Raw genomic sequence first — 24,287 nt, forward strand, 5'->3', positions numbered from 1 at the left:
GTGACACTTTTTTCGGGCTCGGCTGGCAAGGCGCATGAATGCTTGACTCCGAACCACCGAAAGGACCTTATCCGCATGGCCGTCGTGCGTCCGCGCTGCACCGAGCGCTTCCTTCACCAGGCAAGCCAGGACCCGGGTCAGGACCGGGTAGCCCCCGCATCCCGCGCCCGGCCCAGCAGGAACTCGCGCTCGCGGGCGTTGCGCGTCATGGCGGCGGCGCGCTCGAACTCGGCGCGAGCCTCGTCGAGGCGGCCGAGCTTGAACAGCAGGTCGCCGCGCACGCTGGGCAGCAAGTGGTACTTCGCCAGCGAGGACTCCTTGAGCAGCGCGTTCACCAGCTCCAGGCCAGCCTCCGGGCCGAAGGCCATGCCGACCGCCACCGCGCGGTTCAGCTCCACCACCGGTGACGGCGCGACCTCCGACAGCGCGTCGTAGATGGCGGCGATCTGCGCCCAGTCGGTATCGGCCGCAGCGGACGCGCGGGCATGGCAGGCGGCCAGCGCCGCCTGCAAGGCGTAGGGGCCGAGCGCGCCGCCCAGCGCTTCGGCGCGCGCCAGCGCCGCCAGCCCGCGCCGGATCAGCAGGTGGTCCCAGCGGCTGCGGTCCTGTTCCAGCAACAGCACCGGGCGGCCTTGCGCATCGACCCGCGCGTGCGTGCGCGAGGCCTGGATCTCCATCAGCGCCACCAGCCCGTGCACCTCGCTTTCCTCGGGCGCCAGGCCGGCCAGGGTGCGGCCCGGCCCAGGCGCAGCGCTTCCTCGCACAGCGCGGGGCGCATCAGGTCGTCGCCGGCCGTGGCGGAATAGCCTTCGTTGAAGATCAGGTAGATCACCTCCAGCACGGACGCCAGGCGCGGCGCGCGCGCCTGAATGCGCTGGGCGATGGTGGGCTCCGGGGTCAGGAAGGCCCGTGCGATCTCTTCGGTGGTCAGCCCACCCAGCAGGCGCAGCGTCATGGCGACCCGCGCATCGGTGGAGAGCACCGGATGGCAGGCGGTGAAGACCAGCCGCAGCAGGTCGTCGCCGATATCATCCTCGCGCGCGGCATCGAGCGCATCGACAAAATCCGGCACGACATGGGCCTCCATCGCTTCGAGATCCTGGCCGATCTGCTCGTGCTTGCGGGCGTGCAGCGCCTGCTGGCGCAGGTAGTCGAGCGCACGGTTCTTCGCCGTGGTCATCAGCCAGGCGCCCGGGTTGTCCGGCACGCCGGTCTCGGCCCAGCGCTCCAGTGCGGCCACCAGGGCGTCCTGCGCCAGTTCTTCGGCCAGGCCCACGTCGCGCACCACGCGCGCCACGTGGGCGATGACCTTGGCGGATTCAATCCGCCATACGGCTTCGATCGCCCGGTGCGTGGTTGTCTTTGTCGTCGTCACCACCGTGTGCCTCAGGCTGCGCCGGCAGCGGACGGTTCCATATAAAACAGTTCCCAGATGTGGCCGTCGAGATCCTCGAAGCCATGCGCGTACATGAAGCCATGGTCCTGCGGCGTGCGCGGGCTCGTGGCACCAGCGGCAAGCGCCTTGGCGACCAGCGCGTCGACCTCGGCGCGGCTCTCGCAGGTAATGGCGATCAGCACCTCGGTGCTCTCCGAGGTGTCACACAGCTTGCGGCTCGTGAATCCCTTGAAGAATTCATGCTTGAGCAGCATCGCGTAGATGTTCTCGCCGATGACCATGCAGGCGGCGTTGTCGTTGGTGAACTGCGGGTTGAAGGTGAACCCCAGGGCCTTGAAGAAATCCTGCGAGCGCTGCAGGTCGGCCACGGCGAGGTTCAGGTAGATTTGCTTATGCATGATTCGTCCTTGGATTCGGTGTCGCGTGATGGGGCAGGGGCTCGGCGGGTTGCCCCGCTTACCGGGCCGCCGGCGCCTCGGCCAGCGTCTTCAGGTTGACCAGCCCTTGCTCGAAATCGTTGCCGACCATCTTGTCCATATTGAAGACCAGGTGCATCAGCTTGGCAAAGTACGGCACACCGCCTTCCATCGACCACGTCACGTTGGTGGCATCGGCCTGCGGCCTGAGCGTGAATTCGACAGTGTTGTGCGCCTCGAACGGCTTGATGAAATCCAGCCGCATCATGACCTTGGAGGCCGGCACCGCATGGAGGATTTCCATGCTGCCGACGCCCACCTTGTCGCTCTCCCAGGCGTAGGCGGCGCCCTGCCCGCTGCGCGTGGCGCCGTAGGTACCCTTCAGGGACGGGTCCTTCTTTTCATAGGGGTTCCACTGGTTGAAGTTGTGGAGGTCGTTGATGAGCGCGAACACGCGCTCCGGCGGCGCCTTGACGCTGGCGCTGCGCTCGACCCGGAAGGTATCGGGCCGCGTGGCGGTGTAGATCAGCAGCAGGGCAATGGCGGCGAAAGCGGTGAGCAGGATGGGCTTGAGCATGATGTCGGGTTCTGGCAAACGTTGGGTTGGGCTCGGGTGGAATCGGGTGGGATCGCTGACTCAGTGCTGGCCGGCGTTCAGGTCGCGAAGGCGCGCCACCGCGGGGCTCGGCGCGAAATCCTCCAGCTCGAACAGCTGCCGTACCTCGATCTCGCCGTCGGCCATATCGCCGTGCGGCGACGGGAAGCGCCGCGCCCATTCCATCGCCTCCTCGCGGCTGCGCACCTGGATCAGCGTGTAACCCGCCACCATTTCCTTGGTTTGCGCAAACGGCCCGTCGATGACGGTGCGCTGGCCGGCGGCATAACGGATGCGCCAGCCGGTGGCAGTGGGCTTGAGGCCAGCGGCGTCCAGTAGCACGCCCGCCCTGGCCAGTTGCTCGTGATACACGGCCATCGCCGCGAACAGGCTTTCGTCCGGCATCGCGCCGGCCTCGCTGTCTTGCGTGGCCTTCACCAGGATCATGAATCGCATCGCGGTTCTCCTTAGCTTGAGGTTGTCGGTGGTGAGTCGTTGCGGTGGCGCGCCGCTACCATCTCGCTGGCTCTTACCGGTACGACGAACCGCGCGCCGCCGGATCGACATCCGCGACAAACAAACCTCAATACCAAGGGTAATTACCTAGAAAAAGCCCCCACCGGCCGCCTTACAGGAAGCAAGGCCCGACCTCGCGGACTTCCACGGTGCACCATGCCGCGGCGGGACACTCGGCGGCGATGGCAATGGCTTCGTCCTGCGTGGCGCAGTCGAGCAGGAAGTAGCCTCCGATCATTTCCTTGGCCTCGGCAAAGGGGCCGTCGAGCAGGTCGTGGCGGCCTTCGCGCACCCGCACGCGCACGCCCTTGGCTTGCGAGGTAAGCGAGTTGACGCCCAGCAGCAACCCGCGCGCATTCAGGCCTTCGGCAAAACGCTGCATGCTGGCGTAGGCCTCGCGCCCTTCTTCCGGGGAACGCTCGGCGCGCTGGCCAACGGGTTCGACGATCAACAGCATGTACGGCATAGGGCCTCCAGTTCGTTCCAGTTCGATTCTGTCATTTTTGGCTTTTGCTTACCGCCCACATCCTGCACGCCTGGGCCGCTGGCCGCAAGAGGCTAGCGCGCCACATAGGGATGGAACAAATGCCTGGCCGTTAATTGCAATAGCCAAAGGCTTGGCGACCACTCCCCCGCCTGGGCGCGCAGTTTAAGATGTCGACTTTGCTCCACCCAGCACCCAACGCCTTCCCATGACCGCATCGCGCCAGCCAACCAACCATCCCTCGTATTTCATCGAGGGCAACACCGTGATCTGGTCGTACAACGACCAGGCGCTCTGGGCCAAGGACGGCAGCCCGCTGCCCATCGCCCACCCGCAGGCATTCCGCTGCATCGAAGGGCGCTGGTTCACCGATGGCGAGCACGTGATCGTGCAGGCTCAGCAAGGCAGCGGCACGGCCTGGTACTACTTCTACCGGATCGAAGATGCCGACATCGCCACCTTCGAAGTCCTCAACGAGCGCTACGCCCGCGACGCCCGCCAGGCTTACTTCGTCACCGGCAAGACCATCCGCACCCGCAGCCCGCAGGCCTTCCGGCCGCTCACCTACCAGGGCTGGCGCTGGCCGGAGAGCGGCCCGCTGGAACCGGTGGCCTGCACGCATGCCTACTACGCGGTGGACGCCGATTCGGCGTATTTCAACGGCAAGCGCGTCATCGGCGCGGACGGCGCCACCGTGGTGGGCCTCCCGGGCAACTACATCGCCGATGCCGGGCATGTCTACTACTTTGGCCAGCGCATCGAAGCCGACCGTGCCAGCCTGGTGGTGGCGCCCGCCGGCGAAGGCCCGTTACGCATGACCGACAAGCTCGGCCCGATCGAAGAGGGTAAGCGCAAGACCGCGCTCGACCAGGGCGAGGTGGAGCGCTGGCGTGACTTTTTCACCGCCCTGCCCGCGCTGCAGGATTACTGGTGGCATCGCCTGCAGGCGCCAGCCGCATCATCCGCATCCGCGCGCACGGTGGAATACGACGGCCACCAACTCGCCGGGCTTGATCCCGCTACCTTCGCCGTACGGGAACTGCCCGTTGGCCACGGCCTTGCCGGCGTGTTCTGCGGCGATGCCCATGGCATCCACTGGCTGGTCAGTTATAGCCAGGGCGAATGCGCGCTGACCCCGCTTTCCCCGCGGCCGATCACCAGCCTGCAAGCGCTGGGGGATGGCTATCTCAGCGACGGCGCCACCGTGTTCTACGCGCCCAACCACTATGAAACGCCGCAAGCCCTGCGCAAGATCGATCCCGCCGCCTTTACCGTGCTGCAGGGCCCGTGGGCCCGGGATGCCAGCCGGGCCTTCTATCGCGGCACGGCAAAGAAGGGGGTGGACCCGGATGCCTTGCGCATCGCAGGTTGCTACGCGTGGGACGACACCCAGTTGTTCTGCGACGGCAAGCCGCTCAAGGTGGCCGCGCCGCACGCTACGCTGCAGGTGCCCCACCCCAGCTTCCTGCTGGCCGGCGACCAGCTCTTCTTCGGGCGCCGGCCGGTATCGGCCAGGCGCGTGCACCTGCCCACCCTGGAATTCCTCGACGCCGACTTCGCCCGTGACCGCGCGCACGCCTACATCGTCGGCTATGTGAACCTGGTGGCAATCGAAGGCGCCGATCCGGCCAGCTTCCGCGTGCTGGAAAAGGGCCGCGCCGCCGATGCGGCGCGCGAGTATGACGCGGCCGCGCTGAAGGCAGCGAGCGCACCGGCAAGCGACTAGTCACCCAAAGCCGTCGGTACAATGCGTGGGACATTGGACGCATCGCAAGTTCCTGAACCCGACGCCATCATGACCCAGGCTTATTCAGAAACCGTCAGCCGGATCCTTGCTTCCCATCTGCGAAGGCATGTCCAACCGGCTGCGTCCGCCTGCCCTGCCGGCCCCCGCCGCTGATCGTGCACCAGCATTTCACCGTCGCGAACGAGGCGGTGGCACTGCAGTTGCCGGCTTGGCGCGACTATGTGGGCCGGATACTCGACGTCCCGGTTTCACGCGCGCAGGTTGCCAATGGCTTCCTGGGCGAACTCGATACCTATGTGCTCAAGGACCTGACCTACCTGGACAGCCGCACCGCTCCGGTGGGCCAGATTCGCACCACCGCGCGCATCTCCACCGACAGCGTGCGCGACTTCGTCTTCCACGTGGCCATGGACGGGATCGCCGAAACGGTGACGGACTTTTCCCGGCAACGGAAATCGGCCCAGTTCGTGCCGGGCATCCTGGCGCTCGACATGAACCAGCCGATGCACATGAACCGCCCCACCCGCGCCCGGGTGCTAGCCTTCTTTGTGCCGCGCGCCACGGTGGAGGCGGCCATCCCCGACGCGGAATCGATTCATGGCCGCGTAGTGACCTATACCTCGCCGCTGACGCGCCTGATCCTCGATCACGTGACGGCGCTCTGCCACAGGCTGCCGGCAATGCCCGAGGCCGAGGCGGAGAGGACCATCCGCAACTGCGCACACCTGATCATCGCCGCGTTCGGCAAGCAATCGCGCCTGGCCGGCAATGCGCGCGCGGCGGCCCGCGCCGCCATGCTGGAGCGGGTGCAACGCTACGTGCAGGCCAACCTCCACCAGGACGGCCTCTCGCCCGAGAGCATCCTGCAAGCGTTCCAGTTGCCGCGCCCAACCCTGTATCGGATGTTCGAGCACGAAGGCGGCCTGGGCGCCTATATCCGCAACTGCAGGTTGCAGGCTGCGGCCGACGACCTGGTGCGCCTTGCGCACATCGGCATCGCGGAGATCGGCTATGGGCTGGGCTTCAACAGCGCATCGGACTTTACCCGCGCATTCCGACGGGCCTATGGCATGTCGCCAACGGATTTCCGGGGGGTCTAGCGCTGGCAATGGCGCGGCCGGCCACGGGATGCCACACGATGACGTCACCACGCCATCGGTCACCACGGAACAGAACAACCAGGAAGTCCTGGATGTGTTCGGCAAGCACCGCGATCTTGCCAGCTTGCCGGTGACCGAGAACGACATGCCGATCGGCCTGATCAATCGTGCGATCTTCATGTCGCAGATGAGCAAGCCCTATCATCGCGAGTTGTACAACCGCAAGAGCTGCATCGCCTTCATGGACAAGGAGCCACTGGTGGTCGATGCCGCGATGAGCATCGAGGCCCTGACCTTCAAGGCGGTGGAATACGGCGAGAAAGCACTTGCCGACGGCTTCATCATCGCGCGCGACGGCCGCTTCCTTGGCATCGGGCATGGCTTGCAGCTGATGCGCGTGGTCGCGGACATGCAGGCCGAGAAGAACCGCCAGATCATGCACAGCATCGACTACGCCAGCACCATCCAGCGCTCGATGCTGCGCCCCTCGCGCGAGGCGCTGGCCAGGACGCTCGACGACGCGGGCCTGGTCTGGGAGCCGCGCGATGTGGTTGGCGGGGATTTCTATCACTTTGCCGCGTTCGAGGACGGCTGGTTTGCCGCGCTGGCCGATTGCACGGGCCACGGCGTACCGGGTGCGTTCCTGACCCTGATCTCCTCGTCCATCCTGACCCAGGCCATCGAGCAGCGCGGCCCGCGCGACCCCGGCGCGCTCTTGATGGCGGTAAACCGCGGCATCAAGCAGATGCTCGGGCAGCTCGATGGCAATGATGAAACACCCGGCTCGAATGACGGCATGGATGCGGCGTTCTTCTGGTTCGACAACGCAAGCCGCCGGCTCGCATTCGCCGGCGCCAAGAGCGCCTTGTTCGTGCTCCAGCCCGGCGACGAGGAAGGCGAGATCGTGGACGGCGAGCGCATGGGGGTTGGCTATGTGGACACCGACCTGGACTTCACCTGGCAGAACCGCTTTGTCCAGACCCAGCCCGGCAGCGTGGTGTTTGTGACCACCGATGGCCTGATCGACCAGATCGGTGGCCCCAAGGAAATCGCCTTTGGCAAGCGCCGTATCCGCGAAACGATCCGCGGCAGCCGGCATGCCTCGGCGGCACGGATCAACGAGGCGGTGCTGGACCAGTATCGTGCGTGGCAAGGCCATCACCGCCGCCGCGACGACCTCACCTTTTTCTGCTTTCGCGTTCAATAGTCCTGCAATGCCCTGCTATAGCACCGAGATGAACGGCAATTCGATTGACCATGAATATGGGCCATTCTTCAAGATGGCCCGGGAACGCAACGTGATCTTCTACTACGTCGGCTACTTCTCCCAGAACATCATCGCGGCGATGTCCGATGCAGTCCGGCTGCAACTGACGGTGAGCGGCGTCGATGGCTCGACCCGGCGCAAGCTGTTCTCCTCGTTCGTGGAGATGGCGCAGAACATCGTGCACTACTCGTCCGACGCACTCACGCCGCCCACCCAGGACAGCAACCAGCTGCGCCACGGCTCGGTGTGCATCTGCATGGTGGAAGACCGCTACCGGCTGATGTGCTCCAACCCGGTGGCGAACACCCGCGTGGGGCAACTGCGCGCCGCGCTGGAGCCGTTGCGCACCATGACGCTGGACCAGATCAAGCAGGCCTACAAGGAAACGATGCGCGCTGAAGCCCCGGAGGGCAGCAAGGGCGCCGGCCTGGGATTTCTGACGGTGGCCCGCGACGCCAGCGCGCCGCTGGAATACAGCTTCCAGCCCATCGACGCAGACCCGGTATCGACGATGTTCTTCCTTACCGCCACCATCTGAACGACCTGAACGGGATCGAAAGGGAACCTGATGGAAAACCTGTTCATTGCCGCCACACCGAGCTCGCCCGAGGTGAGCTTTGACTTCAAGCAGCACACGCTCTCGCTCAAGGGCGAGTCCTACCCGGAGAACGCCGCGTTGTTCTACGGCGACGTGATCCTGCGCCTGCGCAAATACCTGGCGGCCTGCGAGGGCACCGAAGTCACGGTGCACGTGGCGCTGACGTACTTCAACAGCTCCAGCACCAAGGTGCTGTTCAGCATGTTCGATGCCATGAACGATGCGGCCGACAAGGGCAACCGGGTCATCGTGCATTGGTACCACGACGTGGACGACGACACGATCCTGGAATTCGGCCAGGACCTGCACGCCGACTTCCCCGCCATCGATTTCCTCGACCACGCCACCACGGCGAGCTGACCCGCGCATGTCAGAGCCAGATCTCTTCGAGTCGGAGAACAGCGTCCTGGCAGGCGCCAGGGCGGTATTCGACGACCCCCAGGCCGGAGCCCAGGCATACCGTGACACGCTCGGCGAGCTGATCGGCTATTACGAGCGGCGCTATTACGAGCGGCTGATGCGCGAAACCCGGCGCCTGATACGGCGCAGCGACCGCGAAGAGCTGGAAATGAACCGGCTCAACCATCGCCTGCAGGACCTGGCCCGCGAGCTGGAATTCCGCGCAACGCGCGACACCCTCACCGGCGCGCTGAACCGCGGCGCCATCATCGAGCGGGCCGGCGCGCTGCTGGCCGAGGGCAGCCTGTCGTTGATCGTGCTCGACATCGATCACTTCAAGCGGGTTAACGATGCACTGGGCCACCCTGTGGGCGATACGGTGATTCGTGGCGTTGTCCATTGCCTGGAGAAGTCGGTGCAGGACGCGGGGGTGATTGGCCGAGTCGGGGGCGAGGAGTTTGCCGCGCTGCTGCCGGCACGCTCCCTGGACGCCGCTGTCGAGCTGGCGGAAGGCATGCGGCTGGATATCGAACAGCATGTGTTTCCGGTCAAGGCCGGGCTGCAGGTGACGGCTAGCTTCGGCGTGAGCTGGAGTCCTCCCGGGACGACCTTCGAGCAGGCCTATGCGCGCGCGGACGAGGCCTTGTACCAGGCCAAGCGCAGTGGGCGGAACCGGGTTGTCAGTTTGCTCGAGGGGAAGCTGGTGGTGCCGTTGCATTGAGCGCGGCACCCGTCAATTTCACGCCAACCGGCACGCCGCAGCCCCTGCGGCCCGGTCCGCTCGCCGCGTTGCGCTATGCCGCCAGCGGAAAACTAGTATCGAACGTGGTCCGCACATCCAGCCGCTGCTTGAGCAGCCCAGCCTTCAGGTAGAAATCCGCGGTGCGCTGCTGCTCGGCAACCAGCGCCGCATCGATGTTGCGCCACTGCGTATGGCGCCGCTCGAACTGCAGCCGCGCGGCTTCCGGCGCAATGCCGATGATGCGCGCCAGCGCCGCTGAGAAGCCGTCCACATGCTGGTACGACCACACCTGCGCGCGCACCACGCGCTGCAGGAAGTCGCGCAGCACCTCGCGCTTGGCGGCCAGCGCGCTATCCGTCGCCGCAAGATAGCTCAGGCCCGACCACAGCCCGCGCCCGCTGACCAGCACGCGTGCATGCCCGCTGGTCTCGGCCAGCGCGGTGTACGGCTCCCACGTGGCCCACGCATCGATCGAGCCGTTGACCAGCGCCAGCTTGGCGTCCGCGGGCGGCAGGAAGCGCAGGCTGGCGTCCTCGGGCTTCAAGCCGGCCGATTCGAGCGCCTTCAGGGCGACGAAATGGCCAATGGAGCCACGGTTGGTGCCGATGTTCTTGCCGCGCAGGTCCGCCGCCGTCTTGAGGGGCGAATTGGCGCGTACCAGCACGGCGGTGCCGAACGGGTCCGAGCGGTTGGCGCCGATGATCTTGATCGGCGTGCCGGCGGCCAGTGCGAAGATGGCCGGCGCGTCGCCGATCGGGCCGGAATCCACCGCGCCGGCGTTCAGCGCCTCGGCCAGCGGCGCGGCGGCGGGAAACTCCGTCCACTGGATGTCGTAGGCCAGGCCCTTGAGCTCGCCGGCGCTTTCCAGCAGGGCGCGCAGCCCCCCCTTCTGGTCGCCGGCCTTGAGTACCGGGCGGCCCTGGGCCGACACGGAAAACGGCAAGGCGCCGCTGGCCGCCGCCAATGCGCCGTAGCGCAGGAATTGTCTTCGGGATGCCGTCATGTTGCCCCTCGCCATCCCCTTCAGGCTGCCTTGCGGCCAGCACTGGAACCAGCACCGGCCGCGGCCTCGCGCTGCGCCACCAGCTCGCGCAAGCGGGGAATCAGCTCGCGGCCATAGTCCACGGCGTCTTCCAGCGGATTGAAGCCGCGGATCAGGAAGGTAGTCACGCCAAGGTCGTAATAATCCAGCAGCGCGTCGGCGACTTGCTCCGGCGTGCCGACCAGCGCGGTGGAATTGGAGCGCGCGCCAGTGAGCCCGGCGATCTCCGTCCACAGGCGCTTGTCCACGCGCGGCCCCTTGTCGGCTGCGGCCAGCAAGCGGCGCGCGCCCTCGCTTTGCTGCGGGCCGCCCTGCCCCAGGCCAGCCGCGTCGCGCAGCCGCCGGGTTTCCTCCAGGATGGCGTGGGCGCGCGCCCATGCCAGCGCCTCCGTCTCGGCCAGGATGGGCCGGAACGACACGGAGAAGCGCACCTGCCGGCCATGCCTGGCGGCCTCGGCGCGCACGCGCGCGGTGATGTCGCGCACCTGGTCGAGCGACTCGCCCCACAAGGCGTACACATCGGCATGGCGGCCGGCAACTTCCAGCGCCGCGTCCGATGCCCCGCCGAAGAAGATCGGCACGTGCGGCTGCTGCGCCGGCTTTACCTCGGAGTAGCCTTGCGTAAAGCGATAGTACTTGCCCTCATGGTCGAACGGCTTGTCCTCGGTCCAGATGCGGCGCAGGATGCCGAGGTACTCGTCGGTGCGCGCATAACGCGCATCATGGCCAAGGAAATCGCCGTCGCGCTGCTGCTCGGCATCGGAGCCGCCGGAGATGAAGTGCACACCAAGCCGGCCGCCGCTGAACTGGTCGAGCGAGGCGATCTGCCGGGCCGCCAGCGTGGGCGCGGTAAAGCCCGGCCGGTGCGCCAGCATGAAATGCACGCGCCCGGTCACGGCTGCGGCATAGGCAATGGTGAGCGTGGCGGACGGGCCGGTGGAGTGATGCGGCACCAGCACGCGGTCAAAGCCCGCGCTCTCGTGCGCCTGGGCAAAGGCCCGCACATAGTCGCGATCCACGACCGGTCCGCTGGCCGGATGGATCTCCGACTGCTTCTGGCTCTGGATCATGCCAATGATTTCCACGCTCATCGTAGGCTCCTGTTCCTGGTTTTGCGATGATCTGAAGCGGCTGCGCGGGAGATGCGCGCCGTATCGCCAAGACAGGAACATACGCCGTGAATGGGCGATGCTTAAGGAATAAGAACGAGGGACGATATGCGGATTTGCACGGTGGCCCGCCGCACGCTTGCACAGTTGGATCGAACCGGCGCCAGCTTGCCGATAGCGCCGGTTCGTGCGGCCGAAGGCTAGGTTTGCCAGGCTGTGCGATCAGCTGGCGGCAGCGCTTTTCAAGAAGTTCGACACACCTTGTGCCGCGTCCTTGCACCACTGCCTGGCACCAAGCTTGCTGCTTTCAATCCCTTCTTCCTTGCCGTCAGGCATCAGCACGTTACCGCGCAGCCCCGAGGTCTCGCTGGCCTCGCCAGCGCTTGTGTCCACGCCCGGGATCTCCGCGATCAAGCCCACCATCTTCCTGGCATTCTTGACGCTGTCCGCTTTCAGGAAGCCCTTTCCGACACAGTAGCTGGTGAGGCCAACGACGTTGCGGGACATGTCATACATGCCCTTGAGCGCGGCCGGATCTGCTTGCGCATGAGCCGGAGCGGCAAGCACGATCGTGCTTGCCGCCATCAGGATTGCTGACATCTTCTTGTTCATATTGCTCTGTTCATCCATTTGAATTCAGGGTTCTTTAACCCAGGCCTACTGGGCGGACCATCGCGTGAAACGCGTCGGGATGACCCCGTCGTCAGCGATGCCCGGCTTCAACTACCCGGCGCGGCCAAGTATACTGGCAGTCACATCGAGCTCCATAGCTTCCTGTCAAAAACAGACTCTCCGTAGCCCATTCTCTTGTTTGCCGGACTGACATCCCTACCTTTTTCCCACTCTGCATGGCTCTTCGATTTCGTCCCGTCCCCTGCGCTTTACTGGCCTTGCTTCTTTCCGCTTTCGCCGGCGCGCCCTATGCCCTGGCCAATGAATACGTCCTGGTCCCGACCACCGGCAGCGCGCAGGAGGCCAGGAAGGTTTCCGCCCTGGAACCGGCCGTGGTCCGATTCGCCGGCATGGCGTCCGGCTCCTACTACTGGGCGGACGGGCTGCTGGCCGAGCAACTGCTGACCGGCCTGGCATCGCGTCCCGACAGGGCCCAGCAGGCGCTGCCTGACGGCCAGCGCCTGCTATCGTCGCGCCGCGAGTTCTCCGACGGCGCCGAGCGCGCGGCCGTGCTGCTCGATGCGCGCGGCGACGTGCTGGCCGCGGCGCTGGTGCACCAGCAGTGCGGCAAGACCGGGCTCACCATCTGCCAGGACAGCCAGCACGGCGTGCTGTCGGTCTTCCTGCGGCCCGGTATCGATCGCGCCCAAGCGGAGCCGCTGGTCGCGTGGAGCCAGGATGTGCCCAAGGACCTGATGCTTGGCAGGGGCGGGAAGATCGCCACGGTGGAGACCATCACGCTGGATGCAAGCCGCACCGGCGCCAGCCCGGTCCGCCGCCCCAACGGATTCTCGCCGCAGGTGCCGCTGTACCCGAGAGCGATCCTTTATCGCACCGGGCAGGAAGCGTTGAGCAACGCCAGGGCCAGGCGCGTGGTGCGGCTGCAGACCACGGACAGCATCGAGCAGGTGCTGGCCTTCTACAAACGCCTGTCGCCGCCGCTGGCGGAGATGGAGGCCGGCGTGGATGACAACAGCGGCTACGTGAGCGGCAAGCGCAAGGGCGTGGCGTTTTCCGTCGAGGCGCAGCGCAATGAGCACTTCCCGAGCCTCACCAATGTGGAGGTGGAGATCGCCGATTGACCTCCGCACGCACGATGCCAGGGCCATTTCCAGCCTGTTGCCGCCTTCATCGGTACGCGGCTTCGATCACTCGGCATTGCCAAGTATACTTACGGTCACATCCGGCCTCTCAGCCTCCCGCCAAAGGGAGTTCGCAGGGTCCGTTTTCCTGTTTACCGGCCTGACAAGCCCCCACTTATTTCCCTTTCTGTATGGCTCTTCGAATTCGTCCTGCCTCCTGTGCCGCACTGGCATTGCTTCTCTCCACCCTCGGCGCCGCGCCCTATGCCCAGGCCGCCGATGCCGTCCTGGTCCTGGACACCAGCCGCCAGCAGGAAACCCATGAAGCCCCCGCCCTGGATCTCGCCATCACCCGATTTGCCGGCAACGCGTCCGGTACCTACTACTGGGAGGATGGCTTGCTGGCCGAGCAGATACTGTCCGGACTACAGTCGCGCACCCACCGGGCCGAGCAGGAACTCCCCGATGGCCAGCGCCTGTTGTCGTCGCGCCGAATGCTGTCGCATGGCGCCGAACGCGCGGCCGTGCTGCTCGATGCGCGCGGCGACGTCCTGGCCGCGGCGCTGGTGCACCGCGAGTGCGGCAAGAATGGCTGCCAGGACGACCAGCACGGCCTGCTGTCGGTCTTCCTGCGGCCCGGCTTCGATCGCGCCAAGGCACAACCGCTGGTGACGTGGAGCCAGGACGTGCCCGAAGACCTGGAGACCGACCCCGGCGAGAAGATCGCCAAGGTCGAGACCATCACGCTGGATGCCAGCAACACGACGGCCAAGCCAGTCAAGCTCGCCAAGGGTTTCTCTGCGCAAGTACCGCTGTACCCGCGGGCAATCGTTCATCGCACCGCGCAGGATGCCTTGAGCAACGCCAAGGCCAAACGCGTGCTCAGGCTGCAGACCACCGACAGCATCGAGCAGGTGCTGGCCTTCTACAACCCACCTCATTATGCTTAGTCAACTAAGTTTTACTATCCAAAACAACCGATGCGCACGACCGATCCCACCCGGGAGACGTCCGCCAGGAGTGCCGAAAAATGATCACCAAAGAAGACAACGAACTGCTGTGCCGAGTCGAAGGCGATGCGCCGATGGGACAGTTGATGCGCCGGCACTGGACTCCGGTATGCCTGATCGAGGAAGTTTCAGAACCTGACGGCGCCCCCGTGAAATCGCGCGTCTTCGGGGAAGACCTGGTGGTATTCCGCGACAGCGATGGCCGGGTCGGCGTGATGGATGAATACTGCCCGCACCGCCGAGCCTCGCTGGTCTATGGCCGCAATGAAGAAGGTGGATTGCGCTGCCTCTACCACGGCTGGAAGATGGACGTCGCAGGCAATGTACTGGAGATGGTTTCGGAGCCCCCCTCGAGCTGCATGGCGCAGAAGGTCAAGCACAAGGCGTACCCCAACAAGGAATGGGGCGGGATGGTCTGGGCCTACATGGGCCCGGCGGATTCGGTACCGGAATTCACGCCGCCACGATGGGCGCCGAGCGAAGAGGCACGGGTGAGCATTGCCAAGGTGCTCCTGCCATGCAACTGGGCACAAGTGCTCGAGGGCGCGATCGATTCTGCCCACAGCTCTAGCCTGCACAGCTCCGATATGGTTCCGGCGCGGGTGAACAGCGCAAAGGCCACCTCGAACCTCTGGCTCCGCCCCTCGACCGACAAGGCGCCGTGCTTGCAGGTGCAACGAGGCAGCTACGGATTCCGCTATGCCGCCATTCGCCGGCCCATCCACCAGGCGCAAACCCACGACTACGTCCGCTCGACCGTGTTCGTCGCCCCCGCGACAGCATTGATTCCTCCAAACAATCTCTACAACGTCGCCAATATCAACGTCCCGATGGATGACACGAACACGGCGTTTTACTTTATCGCCTGGGGCCATCCCGCGCAGACACCCGAGACCGAATCCTGGCGCAAGTTCCTCCGCCAGACCGTGGGCGTCGACCTGGACCCGTACTACCGGCCGCTACGCAATATGGAGAACCGCTTCTGGCAGGATCGCCAGGCCATGAAGGCTGGCAACTTCACCGGTATCTCTGGCTTTCCCAATCAGGACGTGGCGATGTGGCTGACCATGGGGCCGATTGCGGACCGAAGCCATGACCGGCTCGGCGCCAGCGATCTCGCCATCGTCGAGTTCCGCAAGCAGATGCTGGATGCCGTCAAGGCCTTTCAGGCAGGCAGCGACGCGATCGGCACCGGTGCCAATGCGATTCCCGCCGACGTCTGCGCGTTCCAGGCCATCGTGCCGAAGTCGGACGACTGGCGGACCTTCACTGTCTCCTATGTATGGGCGGATGGCCAGGACCGGCCGGAGTTCGAACCCTCGTACTCGATCACTGCGTAGGACGCTCCCCGCGCCATTCGATTCATCAGACCCAGCCCCCAGAGCCATCGCACGATGACAAAACTACGCCTTTCCGTCGCCATGGGCGACTATGACCGTACCCGCGCCCTGCTCGATGGCCGCGTCCAGATCGACGGCGTCGATCCGGTCTACATGACGCTCACCCCCGAGGAGATGTTCTTCCGCGCGATGCGCAGCCAGGACTTCGATATCACGGAGCTCTCCTTCTCGAGCTATCTGGTCAAGCACTCGCGTGGCGACTGCCCGTACATCGCCGTCCCCGTCTTTCTCTCCCGTGCTTTTCGCCATACGTCGATCTATGTCCGCAAGGACCGCATCAAGCGGCCTGAAGACCTGAAGGGCTGCCGCATCGGCATCCCCGAATACCAGCTCACCGCGATCGTATGGGCGCGAGCGATCCTCCAGGACGAGTTCGGGGTCCTCCCGTCCGATGTCACGTGGGTGCGCGGCGGCATCGATACGCCGGGCCGCCCCGAGAAGGTCAAGCTCCAGTTGCCAGCTGACGTCCGCGTCGAGCCCGCGCCGGATGGGCGCACGATCTCGGACATGCTCGACCAGGGAGAGATCGACGGCTTTATCGCCCCCCGGCCCCCTGGCGCCACGGCATTGCGTAACGAGAACATTGCCTGGCTGTTCGATGACCCTACCGCGCAAGCCAAGGACTATTTCCGTCGCACGGGTGTCTTTCCGATCATGCACGTGGTTGGCATCCGGAAGACCCTGGCGCAAGCCCATCCCTGGCTTCCCGGCGCCGTGTTCAAGGCGTTCAGCCAGTCCAAGGCCCACGCACTCGAACAGCTGTCCGACACGTCGGCGACGAAGGTGACCATGCCTTTTGTCGAGGAAATGCTGAAGGCCGCTCGCGAGACGCTCGGCGAGGACTACTGGTCCTACGGTGTCCAGGCGAACCGCCGGACCCTGGAAACCTTCGCACGGCATCACCATGGCCAAGGACTGTCCAAGCGCCTGGTCCCGGTGGAAGACATCTTCCACCCGTCCACCTACGAGTCATACAGCATTTGACAAGATCGCGCGCGCAGATCGTGCTGCGGCGCGTGCACCTGGGAGCAAGGATGTTCGAGTACAACGAGAGCCTGGAGCAGGCGCTGCATCGCAATGTCGAGGATGCCCTGCGGGAGGACATCGGCCGCGCCGACTGGACGGCGCGGCTCGTGGCGGCCGACAGGCGCATCCGCGCTCGCGTGATCGCTAGGGAATGCGCGGTGATAGCCGGCCAGCCGTGGTTCAGCGCTTGCGTACTGCGCCTCGACCCGACCACGTCGATCGAATGGCTAGTCGCCGAAGGTGCCACCGCGACGGCGGGCAAGGAGCTCGTTCGCCTGGAAGGCGATGCGCGGGCGCTACTGTCTGCCGAGCGCTCGGCACTGAATTTCCTGCAGATGCTGTCCGGCGTGGCAACGGTAACGCGCCACTATGCCGAGCGTATCGCCAATGTATCGCCGAACCCGAAGGGTTGCGCCATGCTCGACACGCGCAAGACCATGCCCGGGCTGCGCCAGGCCCAGAAGTACGCCGTTCGCGTTGGCGGCGGCGTGAACCACCGCATGGCACTGTGGGACGGGATCCTGATCAAGGAAAACCACATCGCGGCCGCAGGCGGGATCAAGGCGGCACTCGAGCGGGCCAGACACCTCGGCACCGACGTGTCCATCCAGATCGAAGTCGAGAACCTGATGGAACTGGAAGAAGCGCTCGCGGCAGGCGCTACCAGCGTCCTGCTGGACAACTTCAGCCTGGACGATATGCACCGGGCCTTCGCCCAGAACGCCGGGCGCGCGCTGCTGGAAGTATCGGGGGGTGTGGACTGGGAATCGCTGCGCGCCATCGCGAGCACCGGCGTGGACCGGATATCCAGCGGCAAGCTGACCAAGGACGTGCGCGCCATCGACCTGTCGATGCGGTTCGACGCCTGACAAGAAAGACTGATGATGATGACGACCACCACACAACCCCTCGCCGATACGCAGACGCGCATGCTCTTGCTCTTGCGTATCGCCCGCATCCATGACCCGGCGCAAGGGATCCGCAGCTTCGAGCTCGTGCAGCCCGATGGCACCGATCTGCCTCCTTTCACGCCAGGCTCGCATATCAAGGTGCAGACGCCCAACGGCCTGCTGAGAAAGTACTCGTTGTGCAATGACCCCGCGGAACGTCACCGTTACACCATCACCGTGAAGCGTGACGTCAACGGCCAGGGCGGCTCCCTATGCCTTTGCGACGACGCCAAGGAAGGCGACCTGCTTCCCGTTGGCATGCCGGAGAACGCATTCCCTCTCGTCGACAATGCCAGGGCGTTCATCTTCATCGCCGGCGGCATCGGCATCACGCCCATCCTGTCGATGATCCGCAGCTTTGGTGAACTGTCGACGGCCAAATGGAAGCTCTACTATTTCACGCGCTCACCAGAGAGCACCGCGTTCCTGGATGAGTTGCGGGCACCCGAACTCCAGGCCAAGGTAAAGATCCATCATGACTACGGGGATCCCGACAAGGCATTCGACCTGTGGCCGGTGCTGGAACGGCCGTGCGACACGCACGTCTACTGCTGTGGCCCGCGCGGACTGATGGACGCCGTGCGTGACATGTCGGGTCACTGGCCCGCCACGAAGATCCACTTTGAAAGTTTCAACGAAGGGGGCGAGGTACGCGCGGACGACAAGCCGTTCGATATCGTGTTGGACGGCACTGGGCAACGCTTCGAAGTTCCAGTAGGCATGAGTATCTTGAATGTCCTGCGCCAGCATGGCTGTGACGTGCCGTCTTCCTGCGAGAGCGGAACCTGCGGTACCTGCCGCACTACGCTGGTGGCGGGCGAGGCGGACCACCGCGACATGGTCCTGATGCCGGAAGAGATGGAGAGCCAAGTGATGATCTGCGTCTCGCGGGCGAAGAGCGCCGAATTGGTGATCAAGCTATGAAACGGAAACCGGACGGAAAGGTACGCCTAGGGGTCGTCGGACTCGGCCGCGCGTTCTCGCTCATGCTGCCTACTTTCCTTGCAGACGACCGCATCGTCCTCGCCGCCGCCTGCGACCCGCGTGACACTGCGCGCCGGCAGTTTGCGCGCGATTTCGGCGCCCCAGTTTATGAGGACCTGTCCGAGATGGCGCGCTCGCCTGACATCGATGCCGTCTACATTGCCAGCCCGCATCAATTCCACGCCGCCCACGCATGCCTTGCCGCGGCGAATGGCAAGCACCTGCTGGTCGAAAAGCCAATGGCATTGTCGACGACGGAGTGCGATCAGATGATCGAGGCGTGCGCCCGCGCAGGCGTGCAAATGATTGTCGGGCATTGCCACAGCTTCGACTCCCCCTACCTGCACACCCGTCGCCTGCTCGACTCGGGCCGCTTCGGCGCAGTGCGGATGATCCACGCGCTGAACTACACGGACTTTCTCTACCGGCCGCGGCGCCCGGAGGAGCTTCAGACCGAGGCAGGCGGGGGGGTTGCGGGGGGGTTGTCTTCAGCCAGGCGGCGCATCAGGTCGACGTGGTCCGCCTGCTCGCCGGCTCCCGGGCCAGCCGGGTCCGGGCGACGCTTGGCCAATGGGATCCATCCAGGCCGACCGAAGGCGCCTATTCCGCCATGCTTTGGTTCGAGAACGGGAGTTATGCCTCCCTGACCTATAGCGGCTATGGCCGCTTCGACTCGGACCCGTGGAACGGCGGATTCACCGAAATGGGCTTCTCAGCCCACGAAGAAGACTACGGAAAGGCAAGGCGCAGGCTGGCCGGCATCGGCTCGCCCGAGGCGGAAGCACGGCTCAAGGCGGATGCCACCTACGGCGGGCCATCCTGGACATCGCCCGCCGGCGTGTCCCCCCCGTTCGCTCACCAGCACTTCGGGCCCGTCATCATCAGTTGCGAGTACGCCGATATCCGCCCCATGCCGGACGGCATCTGGGTCTATGGCGATAGGGAAAGGGAACACATCCCGCTGCCAGCGCCGTCGGTGCCGCGTTTCGAGGTCATCGACGAACTGATTGACGCCGTCGTTCACGGACAGCGCCCGATCCACGGTGGCCCCTGGGCAAAGGCCACGCTCGCCGTCTGCCTCGCGATGCTGGCTTCGGCGCGTGAGGCCCGGGACATCGAATTGCCGCATCAAACTTACCCGGCATAGCGGCGCACTATATAAAGAGAGGAGACACACCATGAGACGCCCCCCCAACCATCTCGCACTGTGCAAGCTGTGCCTATGCCTGACGGCCGCCGCATTCGCCTCAACGGCGGCTCTGGCAAGCACCGATTCCTGGCCAAGCAAACCGATCCGGCTGATCGTTCCCTATGCGCCGGGCGGTCTGCCCGACACCGTTGCGCGCGTCCTGTCGCAGCAATTGACACAACGGCTGGGCAAACCGTTCGTGGTCGAGAATCGTCCCGGCGCCAATGGTGTGGTCGCTGCGCAGGCGCTCAAGACGAGTCCCGCCGACGGCTACACCTTTCTGGTCACCGACGGGTCGATGATGACAATCAACCCTGCGATCTACAAGGATCTGTCCTTGAGCCCAAGCGCGATTTCGTGCCGGTCTCACTGGCGGCGAGATCTCCGCTGTTTCTAGCCGTCAATGCCCGTGTGCCGGCAAACTCGCTCCAATCCTTTATTGCCCTTGCAAAGTCGAAGCCTGGCCAACTCAACTACGGCTCTTCCGGCATAGGGAGCACGCATCAACTATCGATGGAAGCGCTGAAGGCCTCACTCAAGATCGATATCAAGCACATCCCCTTCCGCGGCTCCGGCCAATCCGTCCCGGCGCTGATCGGGGACCAGGTGCAAGTGGTGTTCGCCGCTTTGCCGTCGCTATCGGGCTTCGTGAAGTCCGGCCAGGTGAAGATCCTTGGCACCAACTCACTGCAGCGGTCCAAGCTCGCACCGCAGATTCCGGCGATCTCGGAAGTGGTGCCCGGGTACGACTATGCCGTGACCGTTGGCGTGCTCGCGGCGGCGGGAACGCCTGAGGCCGTGGTGAAGCAGATGGCAGACGCCATCGCGAATGCCGTCAAGATGCCCGAAGTCATCTCGCAGCTGCACATCGCAGGCATAGAACCGGTGGGTGGGTCGAGCGCGGACTACGCCAAGGCGCTCAGCGACGAGACAGCACGCTATGCCGAAGCCATCAAGACGGCCCAGGTAGTCGCGGAGTAGCGTGATCCAGTCAACGACGGCCGAGCTGGTTGCCGCCGGGTCTTGAGCGGGGATGCATCGGCGGCCCCGCTCAAGATCCGCCACTAATGACAGCGATGCGACCGACCACATCGCTGCTTCGGATCGCACGATCTCCACCTACCGATCCATGTCTGCCCAGACTATCCCTGGCATGGTGTTAATATTAGGTTCATAAACAAATCCCGCTGGCAATGCCCTCATCCGCACGCAGCGTCTTGCCGGCCCCCGGCGCGCGGTCGATGCCACCGCCGGGATTGCGATCATCCGCTCTTCCTCTTGAAGAGCTTCCGGACCTTTCCATGCCGAGAAACACCAGAGATACGGAAATTGCCAGTCGCATGCTGCGGCACTGGCACGAAGCAGTGCCCAACGATCGGATGGCGCATCTCGTCAAGGACGCAACGCGCGGATTTTTGCGAGCGCTGCAGACGAGGCTTGCCCGCCACGATGTGCAATTGGGGCACTGGACCTTCCTGCGCATCCTATGGGAGCGCGATGGCCTGACAAAGCGCGAGCTCAGCATCGAGGCAGGCGTGATGGAACCCACCACGGTCGTCGCGCTCAAGGCCATGGAGAAACTGGGCTACGTCAGCCTCGAACAGCGGCCCGACAACCGCAAGAATATCTACGTGTTCCTGACGCCCCTGGGCAGGAAGTTGAAGAAGCTGCTTGTTCCGCTGGCCGAAGAAGTCAACGCATTGGCACTGGATGGCATTCCAGCCAAGGACGTAGAGACAACTCGCCATGCGCTGCTCGTGATGATCAACAATCTCGGTGCCGATGCCCAGGCGGAGTAGCTCCGGCTGCCCGGCCTGAGCCGCCGTGTAACCCGCATCAATTGCCATGACGCTGCCAATCGCCGGAGCAGCGCCTGCCGAACTCAGACATGGGATCCCCGAAGCAATTTCCTCCAGCGTGCTTTATTGCCCCGGCGGATATTTCATCCTCCTCCAGAAAATCATTGATCTATAACAACCTTGGAGCGATTTACCATCTCCCGCCAGGCATCCATATCCCGCTTCATTTGTGGCGCGAACGAATTACCATTAGTCCAATTTATAATAACGTCCATCTCCTCCAAATATTTTCTCTCGACCGGGTTATCGAGGACCGCCTTGATAGCCATGCTTAGACGGCCAGCAATTTCCGGTGCGACGTTCGCCGGGGCCAAAAAAGCATACCAGCCTCCCCCATAGCTCATCTCGTTGTGCCCTTGCTCGGCAAACGTCGGTACATTTGGCAGTGACGCCACTCTCTTTTCGCCTATGACGGCGATGGGCGTGAGCTTGCCGGATAGCAAGTAACTCTTGGCAGCAAACACGGAGAACAATCCCATTTCAATCTGACCACCAAGTAGATCGGTGAGGGCAGGAGTCTCCCCTTTGTACAATGCCCCGGTCATGCCCAGATCATTCTCCTTATTGAAAATCTCCAAAATCACCTGCGGCCCGGTTGACCCTGCACCATAGCTCCAGCGCTTACCTCGAGCGGCTTTAACGAATTCATCGACATTTTTTACGCCCAGGTCGGGACGAACCACAACAACCGTTGCGCTTAGTCCGATCCTGCCCAGAGGCGTGAAATCCTTCAGCGGATCATAGGCGATCTTCTTGAAATGAATTGGATTCTGGATATGGGAGGTCTGTGCCAAGAGAATCGTATAACCGTCCGGCGGCGCCTTCGCAACAGCAAGGGTTCCAATAATTGTGCTGGCGCCGGGGCGATTCTCCACGACTATCTGCTGTCCAAGCTGTTCCGCCATGTTCTTTGCGAATCGGCGCGCGATAGCGTCGGCGACTCCGCCAGGGGCGACCGGCACCACGAGCTTGATTGGGTGATCCGGCCAGGTTCCGCGCTGCGCCATTGCCGGCTTCTGCATCGATGCCAGCGCGGCAATGCTCAGCCCGCTCAAGATAAAACGGCGCTTCTTACTGACAAGATCTTTCATTCTTCCCCCTTGATTGGCCCGTGTTCGGGAAACCGGCGTTTCAGTTGCTGCGGTCATGCGGATCTCCTCACGGCGATGCGTCGCACCGTCAGCACCTGGGCCTATTGAGACAATTATGCTTATAGGCCTAACAATATCCGAATGCGGACTTACCCTAGTCACCCCCAGCGCAAGCTGCTGAAGTACCTCTTGTGGAACCTGGGAGAAGTCTGCCGACGCAGCCTCGGAGCCCTAACTGGCCGACACCCGCCGAATATTCATCCCTTTGAACGAGGCGAGTCGCCCGGACGGCACAACATAATCGTTTCGCAAAAAATGCGGTGCCGCAGAGGCCGCGCGCACGCTTGCCGCCCCGTCCGAACAAATGCAGACCAGGAATCTAGATGAACGAAGCCTTTCTATATGACGCCGTCCGAACGCCGCGCGGCAGGAGCCGCGACAGCGGCGCCTTGCGCGACATCACGCCTGTCTCGCTCGCCGCGCAGACGCTGCGGGCCCTGCGCGAGCGTCATGGGCTGGATCCGACACTGATCGAAGAGACAGGCTTTGGCGTTGTCATGCCTATCGGCGAACAAGGTTCCGATCTTCCGCGCATCGCGTTGCTGGCCGCGGGCTACGGCGAGAGCGTGCCGGGCTACCAGCTCAACCGCTTCTGTGTGTCCGGCCTCGATACTGTCAACCAGGCCGCGGCGGCGATCATGGCCGGCCAGATCGAAGCGGCGCTCGGCGGCGGCGTCGAATCGATGTCGCGCGTGGCCATCGGCTCGGATGGCGGTGCAATCTATACCGATCCTTCCGTTACTCGGGAGTTTCCCTACATGCCGAACGGCGTGGCTGCCGACCTGATTGCCACCCTGGAGGGCCTGACGCGTCACGATGTGGACGCCTACGCCTTGGAGAGCCAGAAGCGCGCGGCGCATGCGAGTCAGCAAGGCCATTTCGACCGATCGCTGATTCCGGTGCGCAACGTGATCGGCGACGTCGTCCTGGCGCGGGATGAAGCCCTCCGGCCCGAGACCAGCATGGAAGGCCTGAAGAAGCTGGCGCCCGCGTTTGCCAGTACGGGAAAGCAAGGTTTTGACACGATCGCCCTGCAGCGCTATCCGGAACTCGAGCAGATCGAGCATATCCACACAAGCGGCAACTCCAGCGCCATAGTCGATGGCGCCGCCGTGGTGCTGGTCGGCAGCAAGGCGTTCGGCGAACGCGCCGGGCTGAAGCCGCGTGCCCGCATCCGCCACTTTGCCTCGCTTGGCAGCGATCCCAACATGAACCTGGGGGGGCCGGTCCCTGTCACGAAGAAGCTGCTGGCGCGCAGCGGCTTGCGCATTGCCGACATCGATCTCTTCGAAGTCAATGAGGCGTTCTCTGTCGTTCCGTTGGTATTCATGCGCGCCTTCGACATCGACCACGCGAAGGTCAACGTCAATGGCGGTGCAATCGCGCTGGGCCATCCACTGGGTGCGACCGGTGCCATGCTGCTTGGCACGCTGCTCGACGAACTGGAGCGCCGCGACTTGCACCGTGGGCTGGTTACCTTGTGCGCTGCTGCCGGCCAGGCCACCGCGACGCTGATCGAGCGTGTTTAACCTGCGCAACATGTTCAAGCCATG

The 24,287-nt window shown here is 64.3% G+C and carries 22 protein-coding genes and 3 pseudogenes; 16 read left to right on the forward strand and 9 right to left on the reverse strand.

Going from position 1 to position 24,287, the window contains the following annotated elements:
• Positions 1–137: 137 nt before the first annotated feature.
• The 5 genes and pseudogenes from OR16_RS05905 to OR16_RS05925 form a co-directional block, all read right to left on the reverse strand.
• A pseudogene (locus OR16_RS05905) lies at positions 138–1,375 on the reverse strand (RNA polymerase sigma factor).
• Positions 1,376–1,386: 11 nt separating this feature from the next.
• Positions 1,387–1,794: a VOC family protein gene (locus OR16_RS05910; protein WP_006157052.1), complete on the reverse strand. Its 408-nt coding sequence runs from the start codon at positions 1,792–1,794 to the stop codon at positions 1,387–1,389.
• A gap of 58 nt (positions 1,795–1,852) precedes the next feature.
• Positions 1,853–2,389 carry an SRPBCC family protein gene (locus OR16_RS05915; protein ID WP_006157053.1) on the reverse strand — a complete coding sequence of 179 codons (537 nt, stop codon included), beginning with the start codon at positions 2,387–2,389 and terminating at the stop codon, positions 1,853–1,855.
• 60 nt (positions 2,390–2,449) lie between these two features.
• Positions 2,450–2,863 (reverse strand): YciI family protein, encoded by a 414-nt coding sequence (locus OR16_RS05920; RefSeq protein ID WP_006157054.1) that lies wholly within the window; start codon positions 2,861–2,863, stop codon positions 2,450–2,452.
• 172 nt (positions 2,864–3,035) lie between these two features.
• The gene (locus tag OR16_RS05925; RefSeq protein WP_006157055.1) at positions 3,036–3,389 is read right to left on the reverse strand and encodes a YciI family protein; all 354 of its coding nucleotides are present in this window, start codon (positions 3,387–3,389) and stop codon (positions 3,036–3,038) included.
• A 226-nt stretch (positions 3,390–3,615) separates the two neighbouring features.
• Between OR16_RS05925 and OR16_RS05930 the strand changes: the two genes are divergently transcribed.
• From OR16_RS05930 to OR16_RS05955, 6 genes are all read left to right on the forward strand, one after another.
• Complete coding sequence (locus OR16_RS05930) at positions 3,616–5,133, forward strand: DKNYY domain-containing protein (protein WP_006157056.1); 1,518 nt, start codon at positions 3,616–3,618, stop codon at positions 5,131–5,133.
• 176 nt (positions 5,134–5,309) lie between these two features.
• A complete protein-coding gene (locus OR16_RS05935; RefSeq protein ID WP_006157057.1) occupies positions 5,310–6,254 on the forward strand; it encodes a helix-turn-helix domain-containing protein in 945 nt (314 codons plus the stop codon).
• A gap of 28 nt (positions 6,255–6,282) precedes the next feature.
• Positions 6,283–7,461, forward strand: a complete 1,179-nt coding sequence (locus tag OR16_RS05940; protein WP_006157058.1) for a SpoIIE family protein phosphatase — start codon at positions 6,283–6,285, stop codon at positions 7,459–7,461.
• Positions 7,462–7,489: 28 nt separating this feature from the next.
• Positions 7,490–8,059 carry a SiaB family protein kinase gene (locus OR16_RS05945; RefSeq protein ID WP_043418714.1) on the forward strand — a complete coding sequence of 190 codons (570 nt, stop codon included), beginning with the start codon at positions 7,490–7,492 and terminating at the stop codon, positions 8,057–8,059.
• 30 nt (positions 8,060–8,089) lie between these two features.
• Complete coding sequence (locus tag OR16_RS05950) at positions 8,090–8,479, forward strand: DUF1987 domain-containing protein (protein WP_006157060.1); 390 nt, start codon at positions 8,090–8,092, stop codon at positions 8,477–8,479.
• 7 nt (positions 8,480–8,486) lie between these two features.
• Positions 8,487–9,239: a GGDEF domain-containing protein gene (locus OR16_RS05955; RefSeq protein ID WP_006157061.1), complete on the forward strand. Its 753-nt coding sequence runs from the start codon at positions 8,487–8,489 to the stop codon at positions 9,237–9,239.
• 73 nt (positions 9,240–9,312) lie between these two features.
• Here the strand turns inward: OR16_RS05955 and OR16_RS05960 are convergent, their stop codons facing one another.
• From OR16_RS05960 to OR16_RS05970, 3 genes are all read right to left on the reverse strand, one after another.
• On the reverse strand, positions 9,313–10,263 hold the full coding sequence (locus tag OR16_RS05960) for an ABC transporter substrate-binding protein (protein ID WP_043418650.1): 951 nt from the start codon (positions 10,261–10,263) through the stop codon (positions 9,313–9,315).
• Positions 10,264–10,283: 20 nt separating this feature from the next.
• On the reverse strand, positions 10,284–11,393 hold the full coding sequence (locus tag OR16_RS05965; protein WP_006157063.1) for an LLM class flavin-dependent oxidoreductase: 1,110 nt from the start codon (positions 11,391–11,393) through the stop codon (positions 10,284–10,286).
• 240 nt (positions 11,394–11,633) lie between these two features.
• Positions 11,634–12,041 carry a hypothetical protein gene (locus OR16_RS05970; RefSeq protein WP_006157064.1) on the reverse strand — a complete coding sequence of 136 codons (408 nt, stop codon included), beginning with the start codon at positions 12,039–12,041 and terminating at the stop codon, positions 11,634–11,636.
• 260 nt (positions 12,042–12,301) lie between these two features.
• On the opposite strand from OR16_RS05970, the gene OR16_RS05975 reads away from it, so the two are divergent.
• The 9 genes and pseudogenes from OR16_RS05975 to OR16_RS06015 all read left to right on the forward strand — a co-directional run bounded on the left by OR16_RS05975 (position 12,302) and on the right by OR16_RS06015 (position 21,523).
• Positions 12,302–13,165 carry a hypothetical protein gene (locus OR16_RS05975; RefSeq protein ID WP_006157065.1) on the forward strand — a complete coding sequence of 288 codons (864 nt, stop codon included), beginning with the start codon at positions 12,302–12,304 and terminating at the stop codon, positions 13,163–13,165.
• 233 nt (positions 13,166–13,398) lie between these two features.
• Positions 13,399–14,115 carry a hypothetical protein gene (locus OR16_RS05980; protein WP_006157066.1) on the forward strand — a complete coding sequence of 239 codons (717 nt, stop codon included), beginning with the start codon at positions 13,399–13,401 and terminating at the stop codon, positions 14,113–14,115.
• A gap of 80 nt (positions 14,116–14,195) precedes the next feature.
• Positions 14,196–15,515, forward strand: a complete 1,320-nt coding sequence (locus OR16_RS05985; RefSeq protein ID WP_006157067.1) for a Rieske 2Fe-2S domain-containing protein — start codon at positions 14,196–14,198, stop codon at positions 15,513–15,515.
• A gap of 54 nt (positions 15,516–15,569) precedes the next feature.
• A complete protein-coding gene (locus OR16_RS05990; protein ID WP_006157068.1) occupies positions 15,570–16,559 on the forward strand; it encodes a hypothetical protein in 990 nt (329 codons plus the stop codon).
• Between the two features lie 50 nt (positions 16,560–16,609).
• Positions 16,610–17,470, forward strand: a complete 861-nt coding sequence (gene nadC, locus OR16_RS05995) for a carboxylating nicotinate-nucleotide diphosphorylase (protein ID WP_006157069.1) — start codon at positions 16,610–16,612, stop codon at positions 17,468–17,470.
• A gap of 12 nt (positions 17,471–17,482) precedes the next feature.
• Positions 17,483–18,475, forward strand: a complete 993-nt coding sequence (locus OR16_RS06000) for a PDR/VanB family oxidoreductase (RefSeq protein ID WP_006157070.1) — start codon at positions 17,483–17,485, stop codon at positions 18,473–18,475.
• Positions 18,472–19,682: pseudogene (locus OR16_RS06005) on the forward strand (Gfo/Idh/MocA family protein). Before OR16_RS06000 ends, OR16_RS06005 begins: the two are co-directional and overlap by 4 nt.
• 31 nt (positions 19,683–19,713) lie before the next feature.
• A pseudogene (locus tag OR16_RS48110) lies at positions 19,714–20,705 on the forward strand (Bug family tripartite tricarboxylate transporter substrate binding protein).
• 320 nt (positions 20,706–21,025) lie between these two features.
• Complete coding sequence (locus OR16_RS06015) at positions 21,026–21,523, forward strand: MarR family winged helix-turn-helix transcriptional regulator (RefSeq protein ID WP_043418654.1); 498 nt, start codon at positions 21,026–21,028, stop codon at positions 21,521–21,523.
• Positions 21,524–21,684: 161 nt separating this feature from the next.
• On the opposite strand, the gene OR16_RS06020 is transcribed toward OR16_RS06015, so the two are convergent.
• Entirely contained in the window at positions 21,685–22,731 is a 1,047-nt protein-coding gene (locus tag OR16_RS06020; protein WP_237716946.1) for a Bug family tripartite tricarboxylate transporter substrate binding protein, read from the reverse strand.
• Between the two features lie 326 nt (positions 22,732–23,057).
• Here OR16_RS06020 and OR16_RS06025 point away from each other — a divergent pair, with 326 nt between their 5' ends.
• Entirely contained in the window at positions 23,058–24,263 is a 1,206-nt protein-coding gene (locus tag OR16_RS06025; protein WP_006157073.1) for an acetyl-CoA C-acetyltransferase, read from the forward strand.
• Positions 24,264–24,287: the final 24 nt, after the last annotated feature.

Source organism: Cupriavidus basilensis OR16, from assembly GCF_000243095.1.
In the GTDB taxonomy this organism is placed as follows: domain Bacteria; phylum Pseudomonadota; class Gammaproteobacteria; order Burkholderiales; family Burkholderiaceae; genus Cupriavidus; species Cupriavidus basilensis_D.